This is a genomic window from Streptomyces sp. HUAS ZL42 (assembly GCF_040782645.1).
Taxonomy (GTDB): Bacteria; Actinomycetota; Actinomycetes; order Streptomycetales; family Streptomycetaceae; genus Streptomyces.
On the sequence record NZ_CP160403.1, the window covers coordinates 953970 to 977686 of the forward strand.

The 23717-nt window shown below is 67.8% G+C and carries 25 protein-coding genes; 10 read left to right on the top strand and 15 right to left on the bottom strand.

The annotated features are described in order from the left end of the window. Window positions 1–285: 285 nt before the first annotated feature. Entirely contained in the window at window positions 286–2640 is a 2355-nt protein-coding gene (locus tag ABZO29_RS04550; RefSeq protein WP_367318814.1) for a serine/threonine protein kinase, read from the top strand. A 56-nt stretch (window positions 2641–2696) separates the two neighbouring features. After that, window positions 2697–2954 carry a hypothetical protein gene (locus ABZO29_RS04555; RefSeq protein WP_367318815.1) on the top strand — a complete coding sequence of 86 codons (258 nt, stop codon included), beginning with the start codon at window positions 2697–2699 and terminating at the stop codon, window positions 2952–2954. A 361-nt stretch (window positions 2955–3315) separates the two neighbouring features. Here the strand turns inward: ABZO29_RS04555 and ABZO29_RS04560 are convergent, their stop codons facing one another. The 5 genes from ABZO29_RS04560 to ABZO29_RS04580 all read right to left on the bottom strand — a co-directional run bounded on the left by ABZO29_RS04560 (window position 3316) and on the right by ABZO29_RS04580 (window position 6292). Continuing rightward, window positions 3316–3693 carry a hypothetical protein gene (locus ABZO29_RS04560; protein ID WP_367318816.1) on the bottom strand — a complete coding sequence of 126 codons (378 nt, stop codon included), beginning with the start codon at window positions 3691–3693 and terminating at the stop codon, window positions 3316–3318. Between the two features lie 78 nt (window positions 3694–3771). Further along, entirely contained in the window at window positions 3772–4455 is a 684-nt protein-coding gene (locus ABZO29_RS04565) for an AAA family ATPase (protein WP_367318817.1), read from the bottom strand. Then, a complete protein-coding gene (locus ABZO29_RS04570; protein ID WP_367318818.1) occupies window positions 4456–5022 on the bottom strand; it encodes a class IV adenylate cyclase in 567 nt (188 codons plus the stop codon). A gap of 81 nt (window positions 5023–5103) precedes the next feature. Then, window positions 5104–5772, bottom strand: coding sequence for a hypothetical protein (locus ABZO29_RS04575; protein ID WP_367318819.1), 669 nt, complete (start codon window positions 5770–5772; stop codon window positions 5104–5106). After that, the gene (locus ABZO29_RS04580) at window positions 5762–6292 is read right to left on the bottom strand and encodes a hypothetical protein (protein WP_367318820.1); all 531 of its coding nucleotides are present in this window, start codon (window positions 6290–6292) and stop codon (window positions 5762–5764) included. The genes ABZO29_RS04575 and ABZO29_RS04580 overlap by 11 nt, the downstream gene beginning before the upstream one ends. 295 nt (window positions 6293–6587) lie before the next feature. On the opposite strand from ABZO29_RS04580, the gene ABZO29_RS04585 reads away from it, so the two are divergent. After that, a complete protein-coding gene (locus ABZO29_RS04585) occupies window positions 6588–6833 on the top strand; it encodes a hypothetical protein (protein ID WP_367318821.1) in 246 nt (81 codons plus the stop codon). A gap of 383 nt (window positions 6834–7216) precedes the next feature. After that, entirely contained in the window at window positions 7217–7678 is a 462-nt protein-coding gene (locus ABZO29_RS04590; protein WP_367326041.1) for an IMP cyclohydrolase, read from the top strand. A gap of 27 nt (window positions 7679–7705) precedes the next feature. On the opposite strand, the gene ABZO29_RS04595 is transcribed toward ABZO29_RS04590, so the two are convergent. Further along, on the bottom strand, window positions 7706–8389 hold the full coding sequence (locus ABZO29_RS04595; protein WP_367318822.1) for a TetR/AcrR family transcriptional regulator: 684 nt from the start codon (window positions 8387–8389) through the stop codon (window positions 7706–7708). Window positions 8390–8479: 90 nt separating this feature from the next. Between ABZO29_RS04595 and ABZO29_RS04600 the strand changes: the two genes are divergently transcribed. Beyond that, a complete protein-coding gene (locus tag ABZO29_RS04600) occupies window positions 8480–9520 on the top strand; it encodes an NAD(P)-dependent alcohol dehydrogenase (protein WP_367318823.1) in 1041 nt (346 codons plus the stop codon). A 240-nt stretch (window positions 9521–9760) separates the two neighbouring features. Next, window positions 9761–10540: a polysaccharide deacetylase family protein gene (locus ABZO29_RS04605; RefSeq protein ID WP_367318824.1), complete on the top strand. Its 780-nt coding sequence runs from the start codon at window positions 9761–9763 to the stop codon at window positions 10538–10540. A 173-nt stretch (window positions 10541–10713) separates the two neighbouring features. Here the strand turns inward: ABZO29_RS04605 and ABZO29_RS04610 are convergent, their stop codons facing one another. The 7 genes from ABZO29_RS04610 to ABZO29_RS04640 form a co-directional block, all read right to left on the bottom strand. After that, window positions 10714–11880, bottom strand: a complete 1167-nt coding sequence (locus ABZO29_RS04610; RefSeq protein ID WP_367318825.1) for an alkaline phosphatase PhoX — start codon at window positions 11878–11880, stop codon at window positions 10714–10716. Between the two features lie 247 nt (window positions 11881–12127). After that, entirely contained in the window at window positions 12128–12493 is a 366-nt protein-coding gene (locus ABZO29_RS04615) for a hypothetical protein (RefSeq protein ID WP_367318826.1), read from the bottom strand. A 1-nt stretch (window position 12494) separates the two neighbouring features. Then, window positions 12495–12980 (bottom strand): TetR/AcrR family transcriptional regulator, encoded by a 486-nt coding sequence (locus tag ABZO29_RS04620; RefSeq protein WP_367318827.1) that lies wholly within the window; start codon window positions 12978–12980, stop codon window positions 12495–12497. An 83-nt stretch (window positions 12981–13063) separates the two neighbouring features. Continuing rightward, a complete protein-coding gene (locus ABZO29_RS04625; protein ID WP_367318828.1) occupies window positions 13064–13684 on the bottom strand; it encodes a pyridoxamine 5'-phosphate oxidase family protein in 621 nt (206 codons plus the stop codon). Window positions 13685–13720: 36 nt separating this feature from the next. Beyond that, window positions 13721–14350, bottom strand: coding sequence for a hypothetical protein (locus tag ABZO29_RS04630; protein ID WP_367318829.1), 630 nt, complete (start codon window positions 14348–14350; stop codon window positions 13721–13723). A gap of 477 nt (window positions 14351–14827) precedes the next feature. After that, a complete protein-coding gene (locus tag ABZO29_RS04635; protein ID WP_367318830.1) occupies window positions 14828–15205 on the bottom strand; it encodes a fic family toxin-antitoxin system, toxin component in 378 nt (125 codons plus the stop codon). Next, complete coding sequence (locus ABZO29_RS04640) at window positions 15205–15444, bottom strand: hypothetical protein (RefSeq protein WP_367318831.1); 240 nt, start codon at window positions 15442–15444, stop codon at window positions 15205–15207. Before ABZO29_RS04640 ends, ABZO29_RS04635 begins: the two co-directional genes overlap by 1 nt. 197 nt (window positions 15445–15641) lie before the next feature. Here ABZO29_RS04640 and ligA point away from each other — a divergent pair, with 197 nt between their 5' ends. After that, window positions 15642–17759, top strand: a complete 2118-nt coding sequence (gene ligA, locus ABZO29_RS04645) for an NAD-dependent DNA ligase LigA (RefSeq protein WP_367318832.1) — start codon at window positions 15642–15644, stop codon at window positions 17757–17759. Window positions 17760–18090: 331 nt separating this feature from the next. Here ligA and ABZO29_RS04650 read toward each other — a convergent pair whose 3' ends face one another. Both ABZO29_RS04650 and ABZO29_RS04655 read right to left on the bottom strand, forming a co-directional pair. After that, window positions 18091–18747: a maleylpyruvate isomerase N-terminal domain-containing protein gene (locus ABZO29_RS04650; protein ID WP_367318833.1), complete on the bottom strand. Its 657-nt coding sequence runs from the start codon at window positions 18745–18747 to the stop codon at window positions 18091–18093. Between the two features lie 76 nt (window positions 18748–18823). Further along, window positions 18824–20338, bottom strand: a complete 1515-nt coding sequence (locus tag ABZO29_RS04655; protein ID WP_367318834.1) for a carboxylesterase/lipase family protein — start codon at window positions 20336–20338, stop codon at window positions 18824–18826. 251 nt (window positions 20339–20589) lie between these two features. On the opposite strand from ABZO29_RS04655, the gene ABZO29_RS04660 reads away from it, so the two are divergent. From ABZO29_RS04660 to ABZO29_RS04670, 3 genes are all read left to right on the top strand, one after another. Continuing rightward, window positions 20590–20835, top strand: coding sequence for a hypothetical protein (locus ABZO29_RS04660; RefSeq protein WP_367318835.1), 246 nt, complete (start codon window positions 20590–20592; stop codon window positions 20833–20835). Window positions 20836–21366: 531 nt separating this feature from the next. Next, window positions 21367–22056: a DUF485 domain-containing protein gene (locus tag ABZO29_RS04665; RefSeq protein ID WP_367318836.1), complete on the top strand. Its 690-nt coding sequence runs from the start codon at window positions 21367–21369 to the stop codon at window positions 22054–22056. After that, complete coding sequence (locus ABZO29_RS04670; RefSeq protein WP_367318837.1) at window positions 22053–23657, top strand: cation acetate symporter; 1605 nt, start codon at window positions 22053–22055, stop codon at window positions 23655–23657. The genes ABZO29_RS04665 and ABZO29_RS04670 overlap by 4 nt, the downstream gene beginning before the upstream one ends. Window positions 23658–23717: the final 60 nt, after the last annotated feature.

Here is a 23717-nt window from a genome sequence, read left to right on the forward strand (position 1 = left end):
CCGAGGAGTGCAATCGAGTGTCGCGGCGGTGCAGTTCGCTGCCGCCACGCCTGAGGCGGCGGACCACGGCACGTGGAAACGCCTGAGCTCTTCACCTCCTTGGGTCCACGATACGACCGGCGCTCCTTCACGCGATCACCACATCTATACTCCGAGCGTGTTGCCGAGGACGGGTGGCGCGAAGGTCTGCGCCAGACACGACCGTTCCTGTAGATCACCGGCGCTCATCCCGTCGTCGGCACGTGGAGCCCGCGGCAGTCCCGTCGAACCAGCAAGGAGCACGCGGTGAGTCTGCCGTCGCGCATCGGTCCCTACACTCCCCTGCGCGCCATCGGTGAAGGGGGTATGGGCACGCTCCACTTCGCCTACCACCCCGGCACCGGCGAACCGACGGCAGTGAAGACGATCAGGCCGGAGTTCGCCTCCGACGCCCACCATCGTGCCCGGTTCACCCGCGAAGTCGCCCTCCTGCGCAAGGTGTCGGGCCCGTACCTGGTCCGGCTGATCGACGCCGACCCGGACGCGTATCTTCCCTGGCTGGCGATGCCCTACGTACCCGGCAACACACTGCAACGGCAGGTCCAGGTCCATGGCCCGCTGCGCGGCAACAACCTGCTCACCTTCGCCGCCGCCGTCGCGCACGCCCTCGCCTGCATACACGCGGCGGGCGTGGCTCACCGTGATCTCAAACCGCAGAACGTCATCCTCGCCGCCGACGGTCCACGCATCGTCGATTTCGGTATCGCCCACCATCCCGACGCCACCGCCATCACCAGGCTCCGGCAGCCCGGCACCGAGGGATGGATGGCACCCGAGCAGCTTCTCCACGGCAGCAGCGGTCCCGAGTGCGACATCTTCACCTGGGGCATCCTGGTGGCCTACGCGGCTGCGGGCACCCATCCGTACGGGCCCTCCATGGGGCGTGACAGCCGCATCCTGCACGGCCGGCCGGACCTGTCGTCCCTGCCCGAGCCGCTGCGCGAGCCGGTGACCGCCGCCTTGAACCACACCGCCGAACTGCGCCCCTCGGCCGCGCAGCTCGCCGAGCAGGTCGCTCAACTGCTGGGAGAGAAGAGCACGGTGGCATTCCCGACGGTCTCCTACACCCGACCGTACGGGGACCCCGACGAATGGCCCACAGTGAACCTTCAGGACTCCGAGTGGGACGTTCCGAGCGCCGACACCGACCTGACTGAGATCGTTCCCTTCGTTGCGTCCGGAAACTGGCGGAGCGGCCAGTCGGCTCACCAAGCGCTGGAGGAGGGAGAAGCCGCGCTGGCGTCGCTCGACACGGCGATCACCGGGTCCCGGGCAGCCGGCCCCGAACGGCAGCAGGCACGCGCAGCCTTGGACAGGGCCCGCACCGAACTGGACGACCTACGGGCCGAGTTCAACCGCGGCGGCTGGCTCGATCACGGTGACCTGACACGAACGATCGATGAAGCCACGGAAAAGGTCAACGACGTCGTCAGGGACCCGGCTCAGCCGTCGGTCTCCGACGCCGACCGACCTCGACCGGAGTCCGCAGCCGACCCCGGCCCACTTCGGCCTCGGCCCGCGACCGCCCGACCGCGCCCACGCCCGCGCAAAGGCAGGATCCTGATGGGGGCGCTGCTCGGAGGATTGGTGACAACGTGTGCGGTTGCCCTTGCCGCCAACGACCATGACAAGTCGACCGCAAAACCCCCCACTTCCTCACCGGCCGCCACTCGGGCAGCCGACCAACCGGCCGCCGCCGGTTCACCGCCCACGAGCGCGAGCGCAGGCCCGTCGCTGAGCCCCACCGTCACGCCCACCTCAACACCGTCGATCACCACCCTCTTCGGCGGGCTGCAGGTCACCATGCCCGCTTCCTGGGACGCCACCCAAGTGCCCCAGGACAGCCTCAACTTCGACGACGGCATGGACAGCAGATACGCGATGGACCTCTCGCCGGTCGACTCGGCGGACAACGCCGGGCTCGCCATCGAATGGGCGCCGGGGATGAACTCCATCAAAGGCGGCGCCAACGGCACGGAGAACTCCGACTTCGGCATGTTCGCCAAGCGCTTCTCCACCGGAGGAGCCGACCCCGCCGCCGGCGGCACAGCCGTGATCGACATGGATGTGCGCGAGCAGACCGTCACAAGGGTCGAACCCGTCAAGGTCATGACGATCGCAGGCACACAGGCGCAGTCGTGGACCGTGCACACGGATGTCCTGCCCGACTACAACCGCACCCGCACCGCCGTGCACAGGGTCTGGTTCCTGTCCCGCCCCCATTACGTGCTCTACACCTACGGCACACTGACCGAAGCGCAGAACGCCCAGGTCGACGACGTCATCGCTTCCCTGCGTATCACCCCGGTCGACATGCCCCTGGACTGCGCCGACGCCATCCTCTACCTGGACGCCGCGGCACGCGGCTCCACTCCGGACGGAGAAGACCCCTCCCAGAGTTGCCTCGACCTCACCGTGAACGCGACCGAGGGCAGCGACCAGTCCGCCGCACTGGATCCGGGAACCATGCGAACCAGCACGGAGGCCGAGTGCCTGGCAATCGTCAACGAGTACAACCCCACATACCTCCTGAACGGTGGCGCCCTCGAATACGCCACCGCCCGCCGCCGATGCGATGTGCCTCGCCACGCCTCACCATGACGCGCGGCGACCGACGCGGGTACGGATGATGCGGACGGGGCGAGGAGGACCCCGCGATGTCCGGTCTGGGCGACTGGCACGGCACTGACCGCGGTTGGCTTCACAACGTCCTGGAGGGCGGCACAGCGGCCGAACGTCGAGCACAGTTGACCAGTGCCGGCCGTACGGCCCTGCAGGGTCGTCCAATGCTGGAGATGGTCGACGGCGAGGTCGACCTCGGACTGTCCGGCGGCCCAGTGCTGACCTCGACTCGTGCACGACGTCTGAAGGACGAGGCGGCGGAACCTTTGGACCGCATCCGCTCCTCAGCTTGAATCGGCCGAAGCAACCTACCGTGGGAGAGGCACCTCACGAGAGGCGCTGTGATGGCGCATGAGGTAGTTCACCACTCCCGCGATCTGCCCGATGGCGTCTTGGACGGCGCGATCGCCGAGGTGGCTCACCGCCAACGATTCGTTGCTGTCGAAGTTGAGTGTTCCGTACGCCACGTGGTCTGAGTCGATGAGCGGGTAGGCAAGCACGCAGCGCGTCTCCCTCCAGATCCCTGGCACCCGGCTGCCGTCCCGACCGAGGTCGCGGTTCGAATCATCGAGGTCAGCCGCGCGCACCGACCGCGTTACGAACGCCTCGCCCGCGACCCCGAAGTCGATAGGTTTCGAGAGGTTGAACTCTGGGTCAGTACGGATGTTGGCCCCAACTACCGAGGTACGGACCCCCCCTCTTGCGATCCGCAATCGCGACCAGACTTCGATAAACGGGTCCTGGATTCTGGGCGCGAAGCAGGCCGTTGACGCCCTCAAGCAACACCTCGGTAAGCTGCTCGCCCTCTGCCTGTTGACGGATGCGTCGTGACTGAGTGCCTGCCTCGGCGAGAACTGCCTGGGCGACGAGCGCCAGCAGCCCTCCAAGCGCAAGGAAGTTGACGCTACCCAGGTCGGACAGCCTGTCGACAAAGGCCGCGAAGCCGGAGCCGCTGGCGGGCGGGGAAGTGGTCGCAATACCCGTGTAAATGCTGAACAGCAGCGCAGACGCAGTGGCCGCTATCACGCTCAACCAACGCTCGTTTGACGCGGCCCACCGTGCAGTTGTCCTCATAGCTCCTCGATTCTCAGATAGCAGTCCGGATCAGACCTACCTGTGGATCGATGCGACCGCATCGCGCGCCTCGCGGTAGATTCGTTCAGGGAGGCTCGTCCCGTCAATCACGCGGATCGGTAGATCGAGAGCGGAGGCACAATGCCGCATCTCTGTCAAGTAGCGCCGACTGCGTCGAATCCGTTCGACTAGTGTCGTCTCTGAATCGTCAGGCCGCCGGGACAGTGCGCCTCCGCAAGTGGCGCAGCGATCGGGGTCAGACGCTGCGGCATGGGCCGGCCTTCTCGGCAATTCGCTGGGATCACGCTCGCAAGTCTGACATACGCGACGATTTGATCCGCGCTCCAAGAGCACTTCGTCCGGAGTGTCGATAAGCAGGACAGTGAGACGTGCCCCTGCGTCAGCGGTGAACCTGTAAAGGTCCAGCAATTGCAGTACATCCCAGGGTAGATTCTCGAGGAGTACGTTATCTCGGCTCCTTACAGCGTCCACGGCTAGACGGACCGCGAAAGCCAGAGCGTAGTCCGACGACCATCCCAGATGGTCGACTGGTCCGAAGAGATCGGCCAGCCCGGGTCGCCACTGGATTGCTCCTCTGATAGCGTCCCGTGGTCGAATAATGGCCGCAGCGAACTCGTCGCTCAGCTTTGCGGCCAACGTGGACTTCCCAACGTTGGGCGGACCGAGAAGGCTGATGAACAAGCGACCGGGCGTCTCCATCTATGGTTCCTCGCCTGGCTCTGCCGATGTACTGTCGAAAGTCAACCGCGTCAAGGAACGTAGGTTGATTCCTGCGGCCGCGTACACACCCATCGTGTTGAGCCCGGTCAACGAATCTTCGTCGTAGCCGAGCTTCGCTGCCACTGAAATGACGGCGTCGCGGGACTCCGCCTCAATTTCAAGATACGGTGTCAGCAGGGGCCATTCGTCGATTTCGACCTCTGCTCCGTCCAAGACGAACGAGGTGCGACGATTTTCTTGGTAAGACTTAGGAATGAACCCGAGCAACCCGAGTATCACGTTCGCAGTATCGAAGTCGCTGACGCTGATTTCAAATTCCTCAGTACCATCGATGCCGTCATGAAGGATTCGCTTGACCGAAATCGTGGCGTCATCGCCGATTGAGCGCAACCGCATCCATGTGGTTTCGTCGCCTGGGACGATGTCGTAAACGTACCGTCGAAGGAGTGCGGTTTCCCGCACCTGCCGACCGCCGCGCGCGAGGATTCGCTCGCTCATCGCAGCGGGGTCGATATTGAGGATTTTCGCCTCGAATTCCGTAGGCATCAGCGTGGCTTAAGGCTCCTGCTTCTCGGATAATGTTGCACCAACGTCTCACGGGGAGAATGGGGCACCCTTGGCTACATGTCATTGCCCGCTGATGGCGGCGCGCAGCATTTCAGCGGCATCCTGCGGCGGTATTACCGGCCGCAGCCCTACACTCCTTGGCGCTTCTTCAGCCGCGACCACAACCAGGGGCTGGTATGGGCCGACACTCCGTCTGTCAGCGACGAGGAAGGTAATCGTCGGTGATTTCACAACCGCACTCCTATGGAGGAGTCGCGGACCAAGTCGGTAGACCAGCGGAGCCGGTACGCGTCGCCGACGCACTTCGGTGATACTGCAATTGCCCTCCTGAGTGAAATCGTTACCTTCTGCCGTGTAGGTGACGCGCACGAACGCGACTTCACCGTCCGGCGAGTTGGCCGCAGTGAAATTTGTCTCCTCCAGCTCACCGATCAGAACTGCACTGGCCATGTTCCAGCCGTGATCGTGCAGGTTCCCGAGACCGTCCCTACGCGGCTCAGGGTGGTTCCACAGGTGGAGTCGGAACTCGACCTCGTGGGGCGCTCCTCCGAGCGCGGACACGTCGACGTGCAGGAAGCCGACTGGGTGCCTGCGCACGACGAGTTCACCTTTCTCGACACGCTCCGCGATCCGGAAGACGAGGTCGTTCACGTCGATCTCCGCCGGATGCCCGTCAGGTGTTCGCGCCACTAAGTCGGCGGTGGCGGCAACCACGTCGTCAATCGTCATAGCGCGCCACCGAGACATTCCTGGGCCGGCGATGCCCCAATCCGATGATCACTCCTACCACTCCCCACCCGTCACAGTCCAACCTTGTCTTCAAGGGCAGTCGGTGCGTGACGCCGTAGTTCAGGACCGTGTTTGAGATCTGCCAGTCTCTGCGCCGAGGCGGTCGTTGAGCCTGACGTGAGTGGTTCAGACGGGTAGCCGTCGGACCTGACGGATGAACAGTGGCCATTGGCCGAACCGTTGCTGCCGCCAGTGCGGACGGGCCCGAAGGGCGGGCGGCGGGAGAAACATCCGCGACCCGGCTCAGCGCTTCCCTGTAAAGGAACTGCGCCCACACGGCATTACGCGCCTCGGCCGGCGGGTCGTCACCCCGGATCCGGTCGATGAGGGTCTCGATCAGCGCCGGTCGCCCCGGGTCCACGGCCGGCGCCGCGAGAACCGCCTGATACCAGGGCGTCCCCGCGTCGAGCGACCGACCCGACAGCATCACCCGCACCTCGCCGAGCAGCCGGAACTCCATCAGCACCTTCGGTGATCGAATCGCTACGGAAAGTTTCTCGCCAATGCTGCACGGGCCGCAAGGTCGCCGCAAGATGCGCAAGCAGGTCGTGGGGTGACCGTTTGGACATGCCTCACCAATCCGGTGGAACACACGTCCGCCAAGGGGACACCATGATCGGCCAGCACACTCAGCGGCGACACCACCTCTGGCACGGTGACTGCGACACCGCTATTACGTCAGCTACGCGCCAGTCCTCGACCCGCTCACCGGCGCGCCTTGGTACTACGACCTGCATCCAGCGGGATACGAGCCCGTGACACCGCCCGGGACCACGGCGCCTGCCCCCCTCGTGCCGATCCCCGGATCGGGTCAGCCCGAACCACTGACCGTCCTCGAGTACCTCGAGGACACCGCCCGCGCCCTGGAGATACCGCTCGACGACTCAGTAGGCACGCTCATTCAGCGGTCCTATCAGTCCGCGTTCGGCCGCACTCTGAACCGCTACGTCCTTGCTGACGTGCTGTTCTCTTCACCCAAGCCCGGTGGCGCCGAGTCCTGACGGGGGCGTCCGAGTCGGGTTCGGGCGCCGTGGAGCACTGGGCCCCGTGGGTAACGCGCAGCCGACGGGCCGGACTTTCCTTGATCCGCTTGGATGTCCCCCGGCGACTTCGCGACGCGAAGCCATGACGCAAAGGGGCGCAACCACCGTGGACTTGCTGAAGGACGCACTGGCAGACAACTCCTACCCCGGCCGCGGCGTGCTGTGGTGCACAACTGGCAACGGCACCATGCTCGGCGCCTACTTCCTCACCGGGCGCAGCCCCGCCTCCCAGGCCCGCACTCTGCACCTCACACCTGAAGGCGAGTTGATCGTCGCTCCCTCCGAGGCGCGCGAACACCCGCCTCCGGCACTACGTCGCCGCACGTCAGAGCGGTGCATGGCTGGTCTTCGGCAATGGGGAGCAAGTCTCCACGGTGGCCGGCCGACTGGCCTCCGGGCGGGATCCGCTCCTGGCCCTGGAGGGGCTGGACTACGAACCGGACCCGCCGATCTTCACTCCCCGTCTGACCGTGATCGCGGACAACCGCGAGGGCGGCGAGGCATGGTTCGGTGCCGCGCGACGCAGCACCGGGGACCGCAGCGCCACGAACCGGCTCACGCTGCACGTCAGCGCCCTGGCTCCCGGCGAGGGGGTGCTCATGACGACCTACCACTCGGACGGGCAGGAGATCGCCACCGGTGCCCCTTTCCTGGAAATCCGCACCACCGCCGAGACCCGCGGTGACCTCCTCGACGAGCTCTGGGCGGCGCTGTCGCCTCAACTCCGCATTGCAGCGGCTTTCTTCACACCCGGGGACTTGACGAATTCCGGCATCCGGCACGCCTCACGCACTCGCGTGTGATCTCCCTCCGGTGCTGAGCCCCCGAGCTCAGCACCGAGATTCTTGGCCGCGGGCACTCTCGAGCCCGTCGAGGATCAGGTCGAGCCCGAATTCGAACTCGTTGCCGTAGTCGTAGCCGGGGCGCAGCACGTGCTGGGTCGTCAGCTCGGCCAGATGCGGGTACTGGTCGGCCGGGGCCTCGGTCAGGATGGCCTGAGCCAGCTCGGCGGTCTCGGCGGGTGTGTCGAACGGCAGGCTGCTCTCTTGCAGCGCGAACCCGTAGATGTAGCTGTCGAGGGCCGAGTACGCATGCGCGGTCAGGGCAACGGAGAGGCCGGCCTTGCGGAGGCATCCGAGGACGGCGTCGTGATGCCGCAGTGTTGCCGGGCCGGGCGAGCGCCGGGACTCCATCAGACCGATCGCCCAGCGGTGCCGTGACAGGGCCCGGCGGACCGAGATCGCGCGCTGACGCATCGCCGTCTTCCAGTCGTCGTCACCGGAAGGCAGATCGATCTCTCCGAACACCACGTCGATCATGCCGTTGAGGAGATCTTCCTTGTTGGCCACGTGGGTGTAGAGCGACATCGCCTCGACCCCGACGGCCTCGCCGAGCTTGCGCATCGTCAGCGCCTCGAGCCCGGTCTCGTCGGCCAGGACGACAGCGGCGTGCAGCACTTTCTGGCGGCTGAGCGGGATGCGAGGTGCTCGATCGCGCGCGGTCCGCGGGGTCATGTGGGTCCTCCCGTCGTCGACCTTGACAACCTTACTGCGTAAGGGCGAACCTTACGTTGTAAGGAGCGCCCCAGGACCCGGAGTGTCGCCATGCAGCGCAAGCAGTTCGACCACCCCGCCCCGCCGGCCGCCGCGCCCGACGAGGCGAAGACCATGAAGTCGGTCGTCCAGGACCGGTACGGGCCGAGGCCCGAGGACGTTCTCCGGCTCGCGGAGATCGGCAGGCCCACGATTCGGCGTGACGAGGTCCTGGTGAAGGTGCGCGCGGCCGGCGTGGACCGGGGCACCTGGCATCTGATGGCCGGCCTGCCCTATCCCGTCCGGTTGGCGGGGTTCGGCCTCCGGCGGCCGAAGTACGCCAACCCGGGCCGCAGCCTCGCCGGAACGGTCGCGGCCGTCGGCGCCGAGGTAAGGGGCGTCGAGCCGGGAGACGAGGTGTTCGGCATCTGCAACGGCTCGTTCGCCGAGTACGCACGTGTCCGCACCGACAAGCTCTCCCCCAAGCCGGCGAACCTGTCCTTCGGCGAAGCTGCCGCCGTACCCGTCTCCGGCCTCACCGCGCTCCAGGCCGTTCGCGACCAGGCACGAGTCCGGGCCGGACAGAAGGTGCTGATCATCGGCGCGTCGGGAGGCGTGGGTACGTTCGCCGTGCAGATCGCGAAGGCATACGGAGCCGAAGTGACCGCCGTGTGCAGTACGCCGAAGACCGACATGGTCCGCGCGCTCGGCGCCGCCCATGTCATCGACTACACCCGGGAAGACTTCGCCGACGGCGCCAACCGGTATGACGTCATCCTCGACACCGGAGGCAACCGCCGGCTGTCCGATCTGCGCCGCGCCCTCACCCCGAGCGGACGGCTCGTCATCGTCGGGGGAGAGACCGACGGACGCTGGCTGGGAGGCACGGACCGCCAGATACGCGCTCAGCTGCTGTCTCCGTTCATCGGCCAGAAGCTTGGGACGTTCGTCTCATCGGAGAACGCCGAAGACCTCACAGCCCTGCGCGAACTCATCGAGTCCGGCAGGGTCGCACCCGCCGTCGACCGGACCTACCCGCTCGGCGAGGTCGCCGCCGCGATCCGCTACATGCTGGACGGGCAGACACGCGGAAAACTCGTGATCACCATTTAGCCCTCGCTTGCATCGGGTTGCCCCGGCATCGTCGCCGAGTCGTCGTGGGAGGCTCTGGTCTCGATCACCGCGGTCTGGCGCGAGGACCCGGAACTTCCGGATACGTCGCCGCACGCGGATGCTCATGCGTCTTGAAACCCCCGCGGAATTGTCCGTGATCAGTAACAGGCGGATCCCGCAGTGCCCTTCCGTCGTCCTGGCAGGTGCACGCAAGACCACCGGGACGACAAGGAACAGCACATGGCGCGGCATGGCGGGCGGGGATGGTACGGCCGGGTACTTGCGGCGGCGGTCGGGGTGACGGCGCTGGCAGCCGGCGCTTCCGTGTGGACAGCGCAGGCCGGGCCCATAGCCGGACAGCACACGGGGTCGGGCGCGTCGGCGCGACCTGCCGCACCGCACTCCGGCCGAGCACCGGTGACGGAGAGCATCGCCCATTCCTCGGACCAGGGTGCCCGCGGCGTCAACATCACCATCGACGACGGACCTGACCCCATCTGGACACCGCAGGTGTTGCAGGTGCTCCAGGACAACGGCGTGAAGGCCACCTTCTGCATGGTGGGCACGCAGGCCCAGGCCCACCCGGACCTGGTCAAGGCGGTGGTGGCGGCCGGTCACCGGTTGTGCGACCACTCCGTGTCGCACGACACCACCATGGACAAGAAGTCCGACACCTACCAGGCGCAGCAGATCCTGACCGCCGACCGCATGATCACCAAAGCCTCGGGAGGTGTCCAGCCGCTGTACTACCGGGCTCCCGGCGGTGCCTTCACGCCCTACAGCCGACACCTCGCCGCTTCCCACGGCATGCGCCCACTGGGCTGGAACGTCGACTCCAAGGACTTCGAGCGTCCCGGCGCCGACGCCATCATCGCGACCGTCAAGAACGAGCTGGCCAACGGCCCGACCCTCCTCTTCCATGACGCCGGCGGCGACCGCTCCCAGACCGTGGCGGCCCTGCGCGAGATCCTTCCCTGGCTGAAGCAGCAGGGATACACCTGCGGCTTCCCCGTGCGCTGAGCACCGACAGCGAGGTGCCGAAGGCGCGGGCCGGGAAACCGACTTCCGTCGGCACGATGTCCGGCAGACCCAGCAAGGCGCCTGGGCATCAAGCCCCGGTCCGACGGCTGGTGTTTCACGGACGGCGGGCGGGGGGCGGTGCAGCTGCGCCGCCCCCTGCCGTCACCGGCCGATCAGGCGGATGTACGGAACGGTCCGGTCACCTCGTAGGTGATGCCCCCGGAGGAGCTGCCGGACGTACCGCGCTGGCTGGAGAAGTACAGCCGGCTGCCGTCCGGGGAGAAGGCCGGGCCGGTGATCTCCGAGCTGGACTGGCCGGTGATGCGCAGGAAAGGGGCCACGATGTCGTTGGGGGTGATGATGCAGATCTCCATGTTGCCGCCGTCCTCGGCGACGAACAGGTCGCCCGAGGAACTGCCGGTGACGTTGTCCACGCCGGTCAGCGGTGCGGTGCCGTTGGTGACCAGACTGTCGTCGTAGGCCAGTTCGTAGGTGCTGTTCAGCAGGTTGAGCTGCCAGACGCGGTTGTCGCCCTTGGTGGTGAACCAGACGGTGTCGCTGGCGTAGTGGCAGCCCTCGCCGCCGTTGAAGATCTTGGCGCCGGCGACCTGGTCGCGGGTGTAGGTGGGTGAGCCGTCCGGGTCGGGCACGTTCGTCCAGCTGAAGGAGCCGGACGTGCCGGTGCCGGCGACCAGCACCTGGAGGGTGCCGGAGGACAGGTTGCCCCAGGTGGTCGGGATGAATCGGTAGAAGCAGCCGTCCGACTCGTCTTCGGTCAGGTAGATCACCCTGCGGACCGGGTCGGCGGCGGCCGCCTCGTGCTTGAAGCGGCCCATCGCGTCACGGCGTACGGCCGCCGTCACGCCCCACGGGTCGGTCTCGTAGACGTAGCCGCGGCTCACTTCCTCACAGGAGAGCCAGGTGTTCCACGGGGTGGCGCCTCCCGCGCAGTTGTTCCGCGTGTTGGAGAGGATGCGATAGGCGCCCGTGACCGTGCCCGAGGAGTTGAACTTGACGGCGCCCGCGCCGCCGCCGGTGCCGACCTCGGAGTTGGAGACGTAGATCCATCCCGTGCCGTCGGCGAAGCAGGCGCCGCCGTCGGGGGCGTTGTGCCAGGTGTAGGAGGTGCCGGGGACGGTCTGGCTGGAGCGGGCGACGACTCTGCTGGTGAAGCCGCTGGGCAGCATGATCCCGTTGGCGTCGGCTGCCGACAGGCCACCGTACGGGCTCGTGCCGTTCTGGGCGGGGGCCGCGTACGCGGCACCATGCATGAGCGTCCCGCCGAACACGGCAGCCGATGTGCCGATCACTGCACCGCGCAGGAAGTTGCGACGTTCCACAGCTACTCCTTCATCAACGAAGGGCGAACGATGACTGGTTGAGCACCGCCGACTGGTCACAGGGAACGTAGGGCTCGCAGACAGGGGAACGTAAGGCTCCTCTTGACCAACTCTTTGAGGCCAACTGGTGAGTAGATGACCTGCAGAAACGATTGGCGCGGCACCAAGTGAACGCCTACGGAATCGCCCACAAACCGCCGGATACCCGCTGTTCGAGGATCAACCAAAAAGATCCGGAAGTCACCTTTCAACGGCGGGCGATGGACTGTTCGATGAGGGCCACGGTGGCGCGGGGATCGTCGACCTCGATGACGAGGCGGTCGTAGTTTTCGGCGTCGGCGAGTTCGATGACGACTGCCTTGTCCGGGTTCTTCACGTCCCAGAAGAGGCGTTCACCGTTGCGGCGGTAGCGGCCGGCGGTGATCACCCCGGGGAAGTACGTGCCAACGACTCGGATGCCCTTCGGTTCGCGGGCGATACCGGGGTCGTGGGTGGCGCCACGCACGTGCGCGAGGGGGATTTCCAGGCGGCTCTTGAGCGTCCAGAGCTTGTCGAGGCCCTGGAATTCGGCGGTCAGCAGGCCGCGTTCACGGTCGATGGAGATCAGCGCCATGTCAGTGCTCCTTGGAGGTGGCCGGCTGAGCGCGCAGGCGCAGGCGACTACCGAGGACGGTGGAGGCGAGTTGAGGGGCGGCCTCACCGTGGGAGGGGCGTAGAGCGTCCTCCAGCGCGGCGATGCCTTCCGCGACCAGCGCGGCAACCTCCGGGTCGTGGGGGGCGCGTTCGGCGGCGGCGAGGAGGAGGAGTCCGGCGGCCGGTCCGTTGTCGTACGAGGCGACCGCCGCCGTCAGTGCCTGCGTGGGGTCGGTGAGGGTGGCGATGGCGGCGGTCGTCGGGTGGATCTCGTGGTCGAGGTGGTCGCGGAGGGCTCTCAGATGCAGGCCCCGTTTGGAGCCGAAGACTTTGTAGAGGCTGCCTCGGTGGATACCGGTGGCCGTGACCAGGTCGTCCACCGAGGTGCCCTCGTAGCCGTAGGCGGCGAAGAGGGCGGCCGCGGTACTGACGGCCTGGTCCGTGTCGAAGGCGCGCGGTCGTCCCATGTCCACGACCATACGCAGTTAAAGAACGATCGGTCAAGAACGAGCGTTCTCTTAACACCGCCGTCCTTGCATGCTTGCGACCGTCACGCGCGCGGGGCTTGGTCGGCGCCATGTCGGGGGCCGGTGAAATAGTCCGCGTCCTTGGGGCGCGCGGCGGCAGGACTGGTGGAGCGGGGAGCTGGTTCCAGGTGGGGTATGTACTTGGAGCAGTGGATATAGGCCTCTTCGACGCTCACACAGACCCACATCTCGGGGCTGCGCCCAGGCGCGACATCGGTGGGCAGGCCGGGATGGAGGGAGCGTAGGGCCGTGTCGGTGTAGAGCCGGGCTGCGCCGTTGACGTGAAGTCCCACGTGATCGTGCGTGAAGTCCACGAAAAGCATGCCGAGATGGGGGTTCTCCGTCATGTTTCCGGTGCTGGCGAGCACTCCGTTGCCGCGGAATTCTGGGTACGCGAGCGTATGGTCGTCGATCACGTGGACAAATCCCGGCGGCCCGGCGCGGAAGCTGGCATCGCATTCTCCATGGGAGTCCGCGGTGGCCAGGAATACCATTGCCTGGCGGCCGATGAAGTCCCGCATCTGGGGTGTGAGGTGGGAGCGGACCTGCTGATCGTAGAACCGGGCAGCGCGGTCGGCGGTGCCCAGTTGCTGCTGCAGCCGGTGCTCACCTGCTGATCCGAAGGGGGGCAGGGGGAAGGTCACGGGCGTTCTCCTGGCAGGACGGGCAAGCGCTTGGGCTCACGGAAACGGCAGGGACGGGCGTCTCGAACGGGTCGTGGTGGATGCGGTCGGGCGAGGTGCCGCCCGACGTGAGCATGTCATTTGCGCTGGCGACCATGGGGACCGGGCCGCCTGAGGTGGACGTCGTGAGGTCAGCCAGTGATACCGCTGGGCGATCCGGAGCATGTCGTCGACCCCGTACGGCTCGACGGGGGTTCGGGCGCCGGGGAACAGGTCGACCTGACGGGGCTCGCCGCGACGGTCGACCTCGCTGCAGGTGGCGGCGTCCAGAACCATGTCTCCCAGCGGAGGCCCCAGTTGGATCACGTCACCCACCGCGGCCCGGTGCGCCGGCGCGCCGCTGACGGAGCCGCCGGCCACCACGCGTACATGAAAGGTGAGGGTGCCGTCCGCACGGGGCGACCGAACCGCTTCGTCCTGCTCGTAGCGGGCCAAGGAGGCGAGGAGACACTCGCCCACGGCCGGGAAATGCGCAAGCGCCCGCAGCAGGCGGCCGCGCCGGGCGTCCATTCCCGGCGGGAACAGAGGACGGACCTCGGGGTTGCGGGCGAAGAGGATTGCATGGAAACAGAAGTAGCCCGCCTGCTCGTGAGCCGACAGGCGTGCCTGGACGACCTCAGGCTCCACGATGTGTTCCGCCGGCGTGGGCGCCGAGGGCTCCGGAGACGGGTGCGCGGATGCGCTGCGAGGCCGTTTGATCCGGAATATCAAGGGACCAGCGCTCCCCCACCCGTTGCACGAGATTGCTTCCCGCCGGCGGACCGCGGGCCGGCATCACTCATGGGGCCACGCCCCCGAATCCCGCTGCAGGCGGGGTCCTTACGGGACGTCCGCCTCGGGAGAGCGGCGATCGGGGCGTCGACATCGGCGAACATGTGTCCTCATCGGGCGGCAACGTTGAGACGGATCAAGCCGCTCCGGACGCTACATGACCGCACGGCGCGTGCAAGCCGCAACCTCTGGCACGGGAGCTGGAGTTCGACTCCTGGCAGACGTACTGACGCAGGCTCGAGCGGTGGCAGCAGGTCGGTGTCCGCGACGAACTGCACCGCATTGCGCGCGGTGCGCAGGGCGGGCAGGCGCCCGGGTGAGGCTCACAGGCTCTCACGTGGCCTGCGGCCACCCGCGCAGCAGTGCGGCGATCCTCGTGGAAGTGCAGGCCGGATCACGAAGGAGTTCGCGCAATGCGACGGCGTCTTCGCGGGTCGGCTTGACCGGGAGCCCGGAGGCTTCCAGGTACATGACGCCCGTCGCGGCGGCGACGGCCATGTTGGAGCGCTCCAGCCAGCGGCAGCGGCCGAGGATGTGCACCAGCGCGGCGGCACGGGCGTAGGGGCCGTCGTACACGGGCTGCTCCAGCAGTTCGGCGCGGTGGCATGCGACTGCCGCCACCGGCACGCCGTAGTCGTCGGGGGCGGGGTCGCCCGCGCCGGCGATCTCTGCGACCTGCAGGATCCAGGGGACGTCGATGTACAGGTCCATTACGCGGCGTGCGCCCCGGGAGCGGGACTGTCACCGTCCTCGACCTCGTCGAAGACGGCCTGATGCTCGTCGAGGAAGCGTCGTGCCGCGTCCAGGCCACGCTGGCGCAGTCCGCCGGCGTCGTCCATGACGAGGGCAGCGATGTAGTCGCCGAGAGGCAGGCCGCGGTCCTTCGCGCGGGCCTTGGCCAGCTCGGCGATCTCACTGTCCACGCGCGCACCCAGCTGAGTCTTCGCCATACCCTGATGGTAACAGCTGTTACCAACGACGGAAGTCCCTCGTTCAGCGAAGCCACGGGAGGGCGGGCCGGACGAAGCCGGAAGCCTCCGGCGTCGTCTTCGGAGGCGGCTTCCACACGGAACTTGGGCTTCGAACCGAAACGTCGGCCGGGTGATCGCTGGGGGCGTTGTCAGTGGTGGCGTGCAGGATTACGCCCATGACAACACCTGCAGCTGTGATCGTGGATGCCGCCGCCTACGCCCAGGCGGTCGAGGACGCGGTGAAGGCGTCGGCCGCCTACTACACGGGCGGCACCTCGCCGCTGGACGACGACGCCTACGACCGGCTCGTGCGAGGCATCGCAGCGTGGGAGGCCGATCACCCCGACCAGGTACTGCTCGACTCGCCGACCGGGAAGGTCGCAGGCGGCGCCGTGGAGGGCGATGTCCCGCATACCGTGGCGATGCTGAGCCTGGACAACGTGTTCTCGCCGGAGGAGTTCACCGCGTGGACCGCCTCGCTGGCCAGACGTATCGGCCACGACGTCACCCGGTTCAGTGTCGAGCCGAAGCTGGACGGGCTGGCGATAGCGGCCCGCTACACCCACGGCCGCCTGACACAGCTGATCACGCGGGGCGACGGCACGGCCGGGGAGGACGTCTCGCACGCCATCGGCACCATCGAGGGTCTGCCCGAGCAGCTGACCGAGCCGGTCACGATGGAGGTGCGCGGCGAAGTCCTGATGACCACCGCCCAGTTCGAGCACGCCAACGAGGTGCGCACCGCGCACGGCGGGCAGCCGTTCGCCAACCCCCGCAACGCCGCGGCGGGCACCCTGCGCGCCAAGGACCGTGCCTACACCGTGCCGATGACGTTCTTCGGCTATGGCCTGCTGCCCCTGGCGGACACCGAGTACGTGCTCGCCGCCCGGCTGGGTGAGAGCGCGCACAGCGACCTCATGGTCCAGGCCGCCGACCTCGGGGTGAACACAACCGCCGCGACCGCGGTGCCCGGCATCACCGCCCACACCGTGGAGGAGGTCCTGGCCCGCGTACAGGAGATCGCCGCCCTGCGGCCGGGGCTGCCGTTCGGGATCGACGGAATCGTCATCAAGGCCGATCTGGCCGCCGACCAGCAGGCCGCCGGATCGGGTTCACGGGCCCCCCGCTGGGCGATCGCCTACAAACTGCCCGCCGTCGAGAAGATCACCCGCCTGCTCGAGGTGGAGTGGAACGTGGGCCGCACCGGCATCATCGCCCCCCGCGCCGTCCTGGAACCGGTCGAGATCGACGGTTCCACCATCACGTACGCCACCCTCCACAACCCCGCCGACATCACCCGCCGCGACCTGCGCCTGGGCGACCACGTCATGGTCCATCGGGCCGGCGACGTCATCCCCCGCGTCGAAGCCCCCGTCGCCCACCTGCGCACCGGCGACGAACGGCCCATCGCCTTCCCCGAAGCGTGCCCGCGCTGCGGCTCCGCCATCGACACCAGCGAGCAGCGCTGGCGCTGTGAGAACGGCCGCAACTGCCACCTCGTGGCGTCCCTCTCCTACGCCGCCGGCCGCGACCAGCTCGACATCGAAGGCCTCGGCCACACCCGCGTCGTCCAACTCGTCGACACGGGCCTCGTCGCCGATCTCGCCGACCTGTTCACCCTCACCCGCGAGCAGCTCCTCGGCCTGGAACGGATGGGTGAGACCAGCACCGACAACCTCCTCGCCGCGATCGCCGCGGCCAAGAGCCGGCCGCTGTCACGTGTGCTGTGCGCCCTCGGTGTCCGCGGCACCGGCCGCTCCATGTCCCGCCGCATCGCCCGGCACTTCGCCACCATGGAGACCATCCGCGCCGCCGACGCCGAATCGATGCAGCAGGTCGAGGGCATCGGCACCGAGAAGGCCCCGTCCATCGTCGCCGAACTCGCCGAACTCGCCCCGCTCATCGACAAACTCGCGGCAGCCGGGGTGAACATGACCGAGCCCGGCGCCACGCCGCCCGCCACGGCGGACACCGGCGCCACCCCGCCCGCCACGGCGGACACCGGCGCCGACGGCAGCGCTGTGGCCGCGGAAGGCGCAGGCGGTCCGCTCGCCGGGATGGCGGTGGTGGTCACCGGCGCGATGACCGGTGCGCTGGAGAAGCTCAGCCGCAACGAGATGAACGAGCTGATCGAACGCGCCGGCGGCCGTGCCTCCTCCAGCGTCTCGAAGAAGACCACCCTGGTCGTCGCCGGAGAAGGCGCCGGGTCCAAGCGCGCCAAAGCCGAAACCCTCGGCATCCGGCTCGCCACCCCCGACGACTTTGCCGCCCTCGTCGCCGACTACCTCAACTGACCTTCCCGGCAAGGAAAGTGCGTCAGCTCACAGTCGCCGCTTGGACTGACGGGGAACAACCCGAGACGGTTGGCCGTTCCCCTACATGTGGCTGCGGAGGGGACAGTGTCTCCGGGCCTCACCCATAGCTCATGGGGACGATCGTCCGGCTGAAGCCCCATGAAGCCTCCCGCCGAGAGGCGACCGCCCTCCGCACCACCACCACACGGCCCCGGCTGGCCTCCCCCGTCCAGCCGGGGCTTTCACGTTCCTGCTGACCAGCAAGACGCCCCGCCCCTACCAGCCCGGCACGAGGAGCCTCCTCGGGTCGCCCTCCGCGCTGACGGGGTGTCTACCGCCTTTCGCCGGCGGGCGCGCCATGCCAACGCCATGCCGTCAGCCGTGGCCGACCCGGGATTTCCGCGCGGCCGGTGGCCCACAGGAGGGTGGGCCAGCGGTCGCTGTCTGTCGGGGCGTACGGGAAGAGCCGGGTCAGCACCCGGTGGCACACATCGGCGTCCGGCGTCCAGCCGAAGCCGAGACCCTCGGCGATATCGTGCATGTGCACCAACGTCTCCACAACCCCCATGGCGGCGAACCCCTCGGCGTCGGCTGCACCGAAGACGTGGTGCGACCTCACCGTCGGCGGCGTGGTCCGCACGATGGCCGTCAGCAGGGCGCCGCTGGCCTCCAGTACCTGCAACAGGCCGGCCGTACCGGCGTCACGGTCGGCGAAGACGACGTTCGCCGGACCGCCCGGCTTCTTCCGGCTCCAGACGAACGGCACGTGTGTGTCCAGCGGCGGGCTTTCAGGGCCCAGTTGGGCAGCGTAGGAGAACAGATCGTCGGCGAGGTGCTCGACGGTCTCCCAGCAACTCCACTCCAGGGAACCAGCCTTCGCATCCCAGTCCGGCGCTTCCACCCCGCGCAGGGTGGTCACCGCCAGGCGAACGGCGTACTCGACATCGGCCGCGGTGACGGAATCGCTCGATCCGTGCTCTTCAGGCATGGCGGGACCGTATCAATGATCACCCCGGTCGAAGATCGCATCGACGAGGACCGCCTGAGAACAGCAGATCGCAGCATCACAGTCGCAGGAGGTCGAACGAGACTTCCCGCCACAGGGCGCGCACGTCGGAGGTGCCGTCGTCGGCCAGGCAATCGCCCGGAACGGCCCAGACGTTCACAGTGGTGGTGTCGGCGGTGACCGGAGGCCAGCCCGGCTCACCGCAGGCTGCGAAGTCGGCCCATGCGCGAAGCATGCGCCGCGACAGGGCTCGGTCCTGTTCGTCGGGGGCGCCACCGATGAGGAAGGCGGCGCCGTCGGCGTCCAGGTTGCCGAAGACGAACGGTATGTCCGCGGTATGCCAGGGCCTGGCCTCGCCACTCGGAGTTACGCGCCGGCGGGCGAAACGGGAGAGATACGCTCGGCCGCCGGCTCTGGCGTGGCACTCGGCAAGCCGACTGCTGTACTCGCCGAATTGCGCGTCGCCGAAGAGCGCGAGGTAGCGGTCAAGCACCGGAGCATCGGGCATCAGAGCACGGTAGCCGGCGACCAGACGGGAAGGGAGACGGAGGGCCTTGGCGAAATCCACGAGTTCCGTCTCCGAAGTGACCTCCCGCACGCCTCCGATCTCGTGCAGGAACCAGCACTCCTCCACGGTGTGGCACACGAGGAGGTCCACGTCACGGGAGGCGCCGGCGGCCAGCGCGGAAAGGGGATCCACGGGCAGCACGTCACCGTCGACGACGGGCTGGAAGACCACCGGGTCGAATGCCTGAATCTCCGTTACGGGGTCGGCGGCGCACTGTCCGGCGACCTTGTCGGAAGCGGCCACCAGTTCCTGCGGCGAGGCGGAGAGCAGTCCGTCGCCGGTCGGCGCCACCCCGGCCTCGGCCGCGATCCTCGATGCGACCGCCTCAGCGACGTCGACGGTGAAGAAGGCATTGGGCACGCTGTGTGTGATGGCCCTCCGGAACAACCCGTGTGCCTGCTCCATGGCCATCAGGCAGGCAACCGATCCCGCTCCGGCGGAGTGCCCGGCGACCGTGACGTTGTCGGGATCGCCACCGAACGCGGCAATGTTCTCCCGAACCCAGCGCAGTGCGGCCGCTTGGTCGAGCAGTCCGCGGTTGTCGGGGAAGCCCGGCACATGGCCGAAGCCCTCGAAGCCGACCCGGTAGTTGCAGCTGACCACGACCACCCCGGCAAGGGCGAGCGCGGTGCCGTCGAAGTCGGGCTGGGCGGAGGAGCCGAAGGTGTAGGCGCCGCCGTGGATCCAGCACAGCACCGGCAGCGGGCCGCCGTCGGGCTGCTGATGCACCCACACATTGAGGGTGAGAATGTCTTCGTCTCCGGGGCGCCACAGCGGCGAACCGGGCAGTTCGGCGGACTGAGGCGCGATGGGCCCGAATTCCGTGCAGTCGCGTGATGCGCTCCAGCCCTGAACAGGCCGAGGCTCGCGGAAACGACTGGTGCCGAAGGGCGGAGCAGCGTACGGAATGCCGAGAACAGCTACCACGCCGCCGGCCGATCGTCTGCCGCGCACATATCCACTCGTCGTCCGGAACTCCGAGCCCGCCCATGACCGGTCACCCATGCGCCACCAACCTGCCACAGCTTCTTACGGCTTCGCGAGCGAGTTGTCGGTCCGCACACACGACGAACAAGGACAGACGTCTGGCCCGTCACCACGGGGGAAAGCGACGGGCCAGAACACCTCCACCATGCCACACCAGCGCGACAGGCGCCCGGATGTCGGAGTATCGATGCTCCGCAGGCCCTCCTGCTCTCTCGCAGCGGGTCGTCCCATCGGATCGGAGCGAGATACTGGCCCGACGGCATGCAGAGGTGGCCACCGCCACAGAGCTTTCGGCACGACTGCAGCACGTCTTCTGGATCGGTGGCGGGAGTGGTGCAGGCAAATGGACGATCGCCCGTCGACTCGCCGACCGCTACGGTTGGCGCGTCTACGCGACCGACGACGTGATGCGGGATCACGCGGGGCGGACCACCCCCGAGGAGGCACCCCTTCTGCACAGGTTCATGTCCATGGACGTGGACGTGGACGTGGACGAGCGATGGGTGAACCGGTGATGCGGACGAGTACACGTCCGCCAACCGTCCGGTCATGCGATAGGCCATGGCGAATCCGCAGCGCCCCGGCTGCGCACCACGGGCGAAGCCGCAGCCGCCGCCTGCCCTGCAGACCGTACCTGCACAGATCAACTACCCACTGCGCACAGGATGGTGAGCGCGCGGCCGCGTCCTGTTCGGAACCGGGTTCGGGTGAATGGCCCTCCCACCCAGGTCGGCCCGCGATCGGGAACGCAATGCACGCAAGTACGTCGGATCGTTGCCGTTCACGCCCTTGTCCGCCCAGTGATCACTGCGGCACGGTTGGCGCCGATGAGGCGAGGACGCCGCAAGGACATGGCACGACTCCGTCGGCGAACTGAGCGCATGGCTTCGGGGCAGGTCCGGTATGCGTTTCGGGTCGCCGTCCCTGTCGAGCGTCTTCACCACTGACATCGGCCCCCATCCGCGGGCCGGGAGAACGCGCGCGGCCACAAGCCCTCGTATGACGCGCTCTCCATATTCCGCGCCACTCCTTGCCGAGGAGTACTCATGGATTCCCGCACTCGCTTCCCCGATCAAGACCCTCCCGCGGCTGCCGCCCTCTACCTCAGTGCTCTCGACCACGAACGCCCCTACTCCACTGCCGAGTTGCGCCATGCCGTATCCCGCACCTTCACGGCTGTCACCCAACCGGCCGCGCTCCTTGACCTGTACCAACGGTCCGTTCAGGGGGCCCATACCGCCGCCGAGCTGGAAGTTCGCGCCAGACGAAGATCCTGGGCCCTGCACATGGCCCGGCACCTGGCCCTGAACGACGACCGGCCCCTTGCCGCGGCCGCGGCGCGGCCGGCCTGGGAAGAGTCGGTCACGGCCTTCTCCGAGCCGCCCCCGCGCATGCACGCGACGTCACCGTCCGATCAGGCAGGCCCGGGACACTCCCCCGCCACCAGCCGGACCACGACGCTGCGCGAACTGCGTGCCGCACGCCGCCGCCCCGCCGAGGTCGCCGCCGCGGTTGTCGGCGCCCAGATGGCCGGCGTCGTCGCGGCCAACGAGGCGCCCGGTCTCTTGGCGGTCTCGTGGGCGGGTCCGCTGAACATCGGGCTCACGCTGGTCCTGGTGCAACTGGTGATCACCGGTTTGGCGGTCCTGTGGCACACGCGGTACGCGCGGAACTCGCTGGACCCCATGGCCGAGCGTCACAGCACATCCTTCGCCCAGTTGGAGAGCCATCGGTGAACCACGTCCTCGCGCTTTCCGGTCCCGGCGGCGTCTTCCCCGTCCTCGTTGTCTTCGGCCTCTGTGTCGTCCTTACGCTGCTTCTCTCGATCGGCTCGATCCTCCCCGAAGAGGACGAGCTGAGCGGGTTCTACCTCGGCCAGCGGCGGCTGTCGTCGGCGATCAACGGGCTGGCGATCTTCGGTGCTTACATGTCCGCTGCGGGGATGCTGGGCAATCCCGGTCTGATCGCACTCACGGGTTACGACGGCATCGCCTACGTCCTGGCCCCGATGGTCGCCTGGTCCGTACTGGTGTTGCTGGTCGCCCAGCCGTACCACAGCACCTCACGGTTCACCATCGGCGACTCCCTTGCACTGCGGCTGCACGCCCGGCCCGCACATCTGGCGGCAGGCATCACGAGCGTGGTCGTCTGTCTGCTGTATCTGACCGCTCAACTCGTCGGCGCCGGGGCGCTGTCGGCGACGGTCCTGGGTGTCGACGGCGACGGCGCCCAGCGGATCGTCGTCGCCGGCCTCGGTCTGCTGATGGTGCTCTACGTCCTGATCGGCGGTATGCGGGCGGCCACTCTCGTGCAGACCATCAAAGCCGTGGTTCTCCTCGCCACAGGTCTCCTGGTCGTGCTGATGGTTCTTTCGGAGTTCGGCTGGAGTCCGGGGCGTCTGCTGGATGCGGCCGTCCGGCGAAGCGGCTTCGGAGGCCCTTTCCTGGAGCCCGGCATTCGTTTCCACGACCGCACCAGCAAGACCGACCAGATCAGCCTGCAACTGGCGTTCGTCCTCGGAGGGGCCGCCCTGCCGCATGTCCTGATGCGTATCGGAGCGGTCTCCAGCGGGCGCAGAGCCCGCAAGTCCGCGGCCTGGGCGGCGGGCATGATCATCGTCTTCACCCTCTTCGAGGTGCTCACGGGCCTGGGCTCCGCAGCGCTGATCGGCACGGAGGCCATCGCCGCGGACGCCGCCTCCGGCAACACGGCCGTTCTTCTGCTGGCCGAGCACCTGGGCGGTTCGTTCCTGCTGACCGTGGTCTCCTGCGTCGCCTTTGTCACGATCGTGGCCGTCGTCGCCGCTCTCACGCTCACCGCGGCGGCCTCCCTGGCCCACGACGTCTACGGTGCGGTGATCATGCGGGGCAGGGCGTCCGAGAAGAGCGAACTCCTGGTGGCACGGCTGGGCGTGGGGCTGATCGGTGTGATCGCGATCGCGCTGTCGATGCTGGCCCAGCATCTCAACATCGCCTTCCTGGTCAGTCTCGCCTTCGCCATCGCGGCCTCCGCGATCCTGCCCGCGCTGCTGTTCAACCTGTGGTGGAAGGGCTTCACGACCAGGGGGGCGGTCTGGAGCATGTACGGCGGTCTGCTGGTCGCCGTACTGCTGACGACGCTGTCTCCGGCGGTCTCGGGGAACCCGGCAGCGCTGCTGCCCGGTAGGGACTTCGCGGTCTTTCCGCTGCGAAATCCCGGACTCCTCTCCATTCCCGTGGGATTCCTGCTCGGCTGGGCCGGTTCGCGATTCGACCGGCGCCAGCCGGGCGGGGCCGACTACGCGGAGACGGAGCTGCGTGTTCTCACCGGCGCAGGCACCGGACGTCGCGACGGTTGACCCGGTGGAGTCGAGCACGACTGGCCGGACAAGACGCCCTTTCAGCACATGGCTGTGCCG

What these genes read in the sequence shown, in the direction of transcription:
- ABZO29_RS04555 (WP_367318815.1), top strand. Translation starts at nt 2,697, where the DNA reads ATGTCCGGTCTGGGCGACTGGCACGGCACTGACCGCGGTTGGCTTCAC.
- ABZO29_RS04565 (WP_367318817.1), bottom strand. Translation starts at nt 4,455, where the DNA reads ATGGAGACGCCCGGTCGCTTGTTCATCAGCCTTCTCGGTCCGCCCAAC.
- ABZO29_RS04570 (WP_367318818.1), bottom strand. Translation starts at nt 5,022, where the DNA reads ATGCCTACGGAATTCGAGGCGAAAATCCTCAATATCGACCCCGCTGCG.
- ABZO29_RS04575 (WP_367318819.1), bottom strand. Translation starts at nt 5,772, where the DNA reads ATGACGATTGACGACGTGGTTGCCGCCACCGCCGACTTAGTGGCGCGA.
- ABZO29_RS04580 (WP_367318820.1), bottom strand. Translation starts at nt 6,292, where the DNA reads ATGGAGTTCCGGCTGCTCGGCGAGGTGCGGGTGATGCTGTCGGGTCGG.
- ABZO29_RS04595 (WP_367318822.1), bottom strand. Translation starts at nt 8,389, where the DNA reads ATGACCCCGCGGACCGCGCGCGATCGAGCACCTCGCATCCCGCTCAGC.
- ABZO29_RS04600 (WP_367318823.1), top strand. Translation starts at nt 8,480, where the DNA reads ATGCAGCGCAAGCAGTTCGACCACCCCGCCCCGCCGGCCGCCGCGCCC.
- ABZO29_RS04605 (WP_367318824.1), top strand. Translation starts at nt 9,761, where the DNA reads ATGGCGCGGCATGGCGGGCGGGGATGGTACGGCCGGGTACTTGCGGCG.
- ABZO29_RS04615 (WP_367318826.1), bottom strand. Translation starts at nt 12,493, where the DNA reads ATGGCGCTGATCTCCATCGACCGTGAACGCGGCCTGCTGACCGCCGAA.
- ABZO29_RS04620 (WP_367318827.1), bottom strand. Translation starts at nt 12,980, where the DNA reads ATGGGACGACCGCGCGCCTTCGACACGGACCAGGCCGTCAGTACCGCG.
- ABZO29_RS04635 (WP_367318830.1), bottom strand. Translation starts at nt 15,205, where the DNA reads ATGGACCTGTACATCGACGTCCCCTGGATCCTGCAGGTCGCAGAGATC.
- ABZO29_RS04640 (WP_367318831.1), bottom strand. Translation starts at nt 15,444, where the DNA reads ATGGCGAAGACTCAGCTGGGTGCGCGCGTGGACAGTGAGATCGCCGAG.
- ligA (WP_367318832.1), top strand. Translation starts at nt 15,642, where the DNA reads ATGACAACACCTGCAGCTGTGATCGTGGATGCCGCCGCCTACGCCCAG.
- ABZO29_RS04650 (WP_367318833.1), bottom strand. Translation starts at nt 18,747, where the DNA reads ATGCCTGAAGAGCACGGATCGAGCGATTCCGTCACCGCGGCCGATGTC.
- ABZO29_RS04655 (WP_367318834.1), bottom strand. Translation starts at nt 20,338, where the DNA reads ATGGGTGACCGGTCATGGGCGGGCTCGGAGTTCCGGACGACGAGTGGA.
- ABZO29_RS04665 (WP_367318836.1), top strand. Translation starts at nt 21,367, where the DNA reads ATGGATTCCCGCACTCGCTTCCCCGATCAAGACCCTCCCGCGGCTGCC.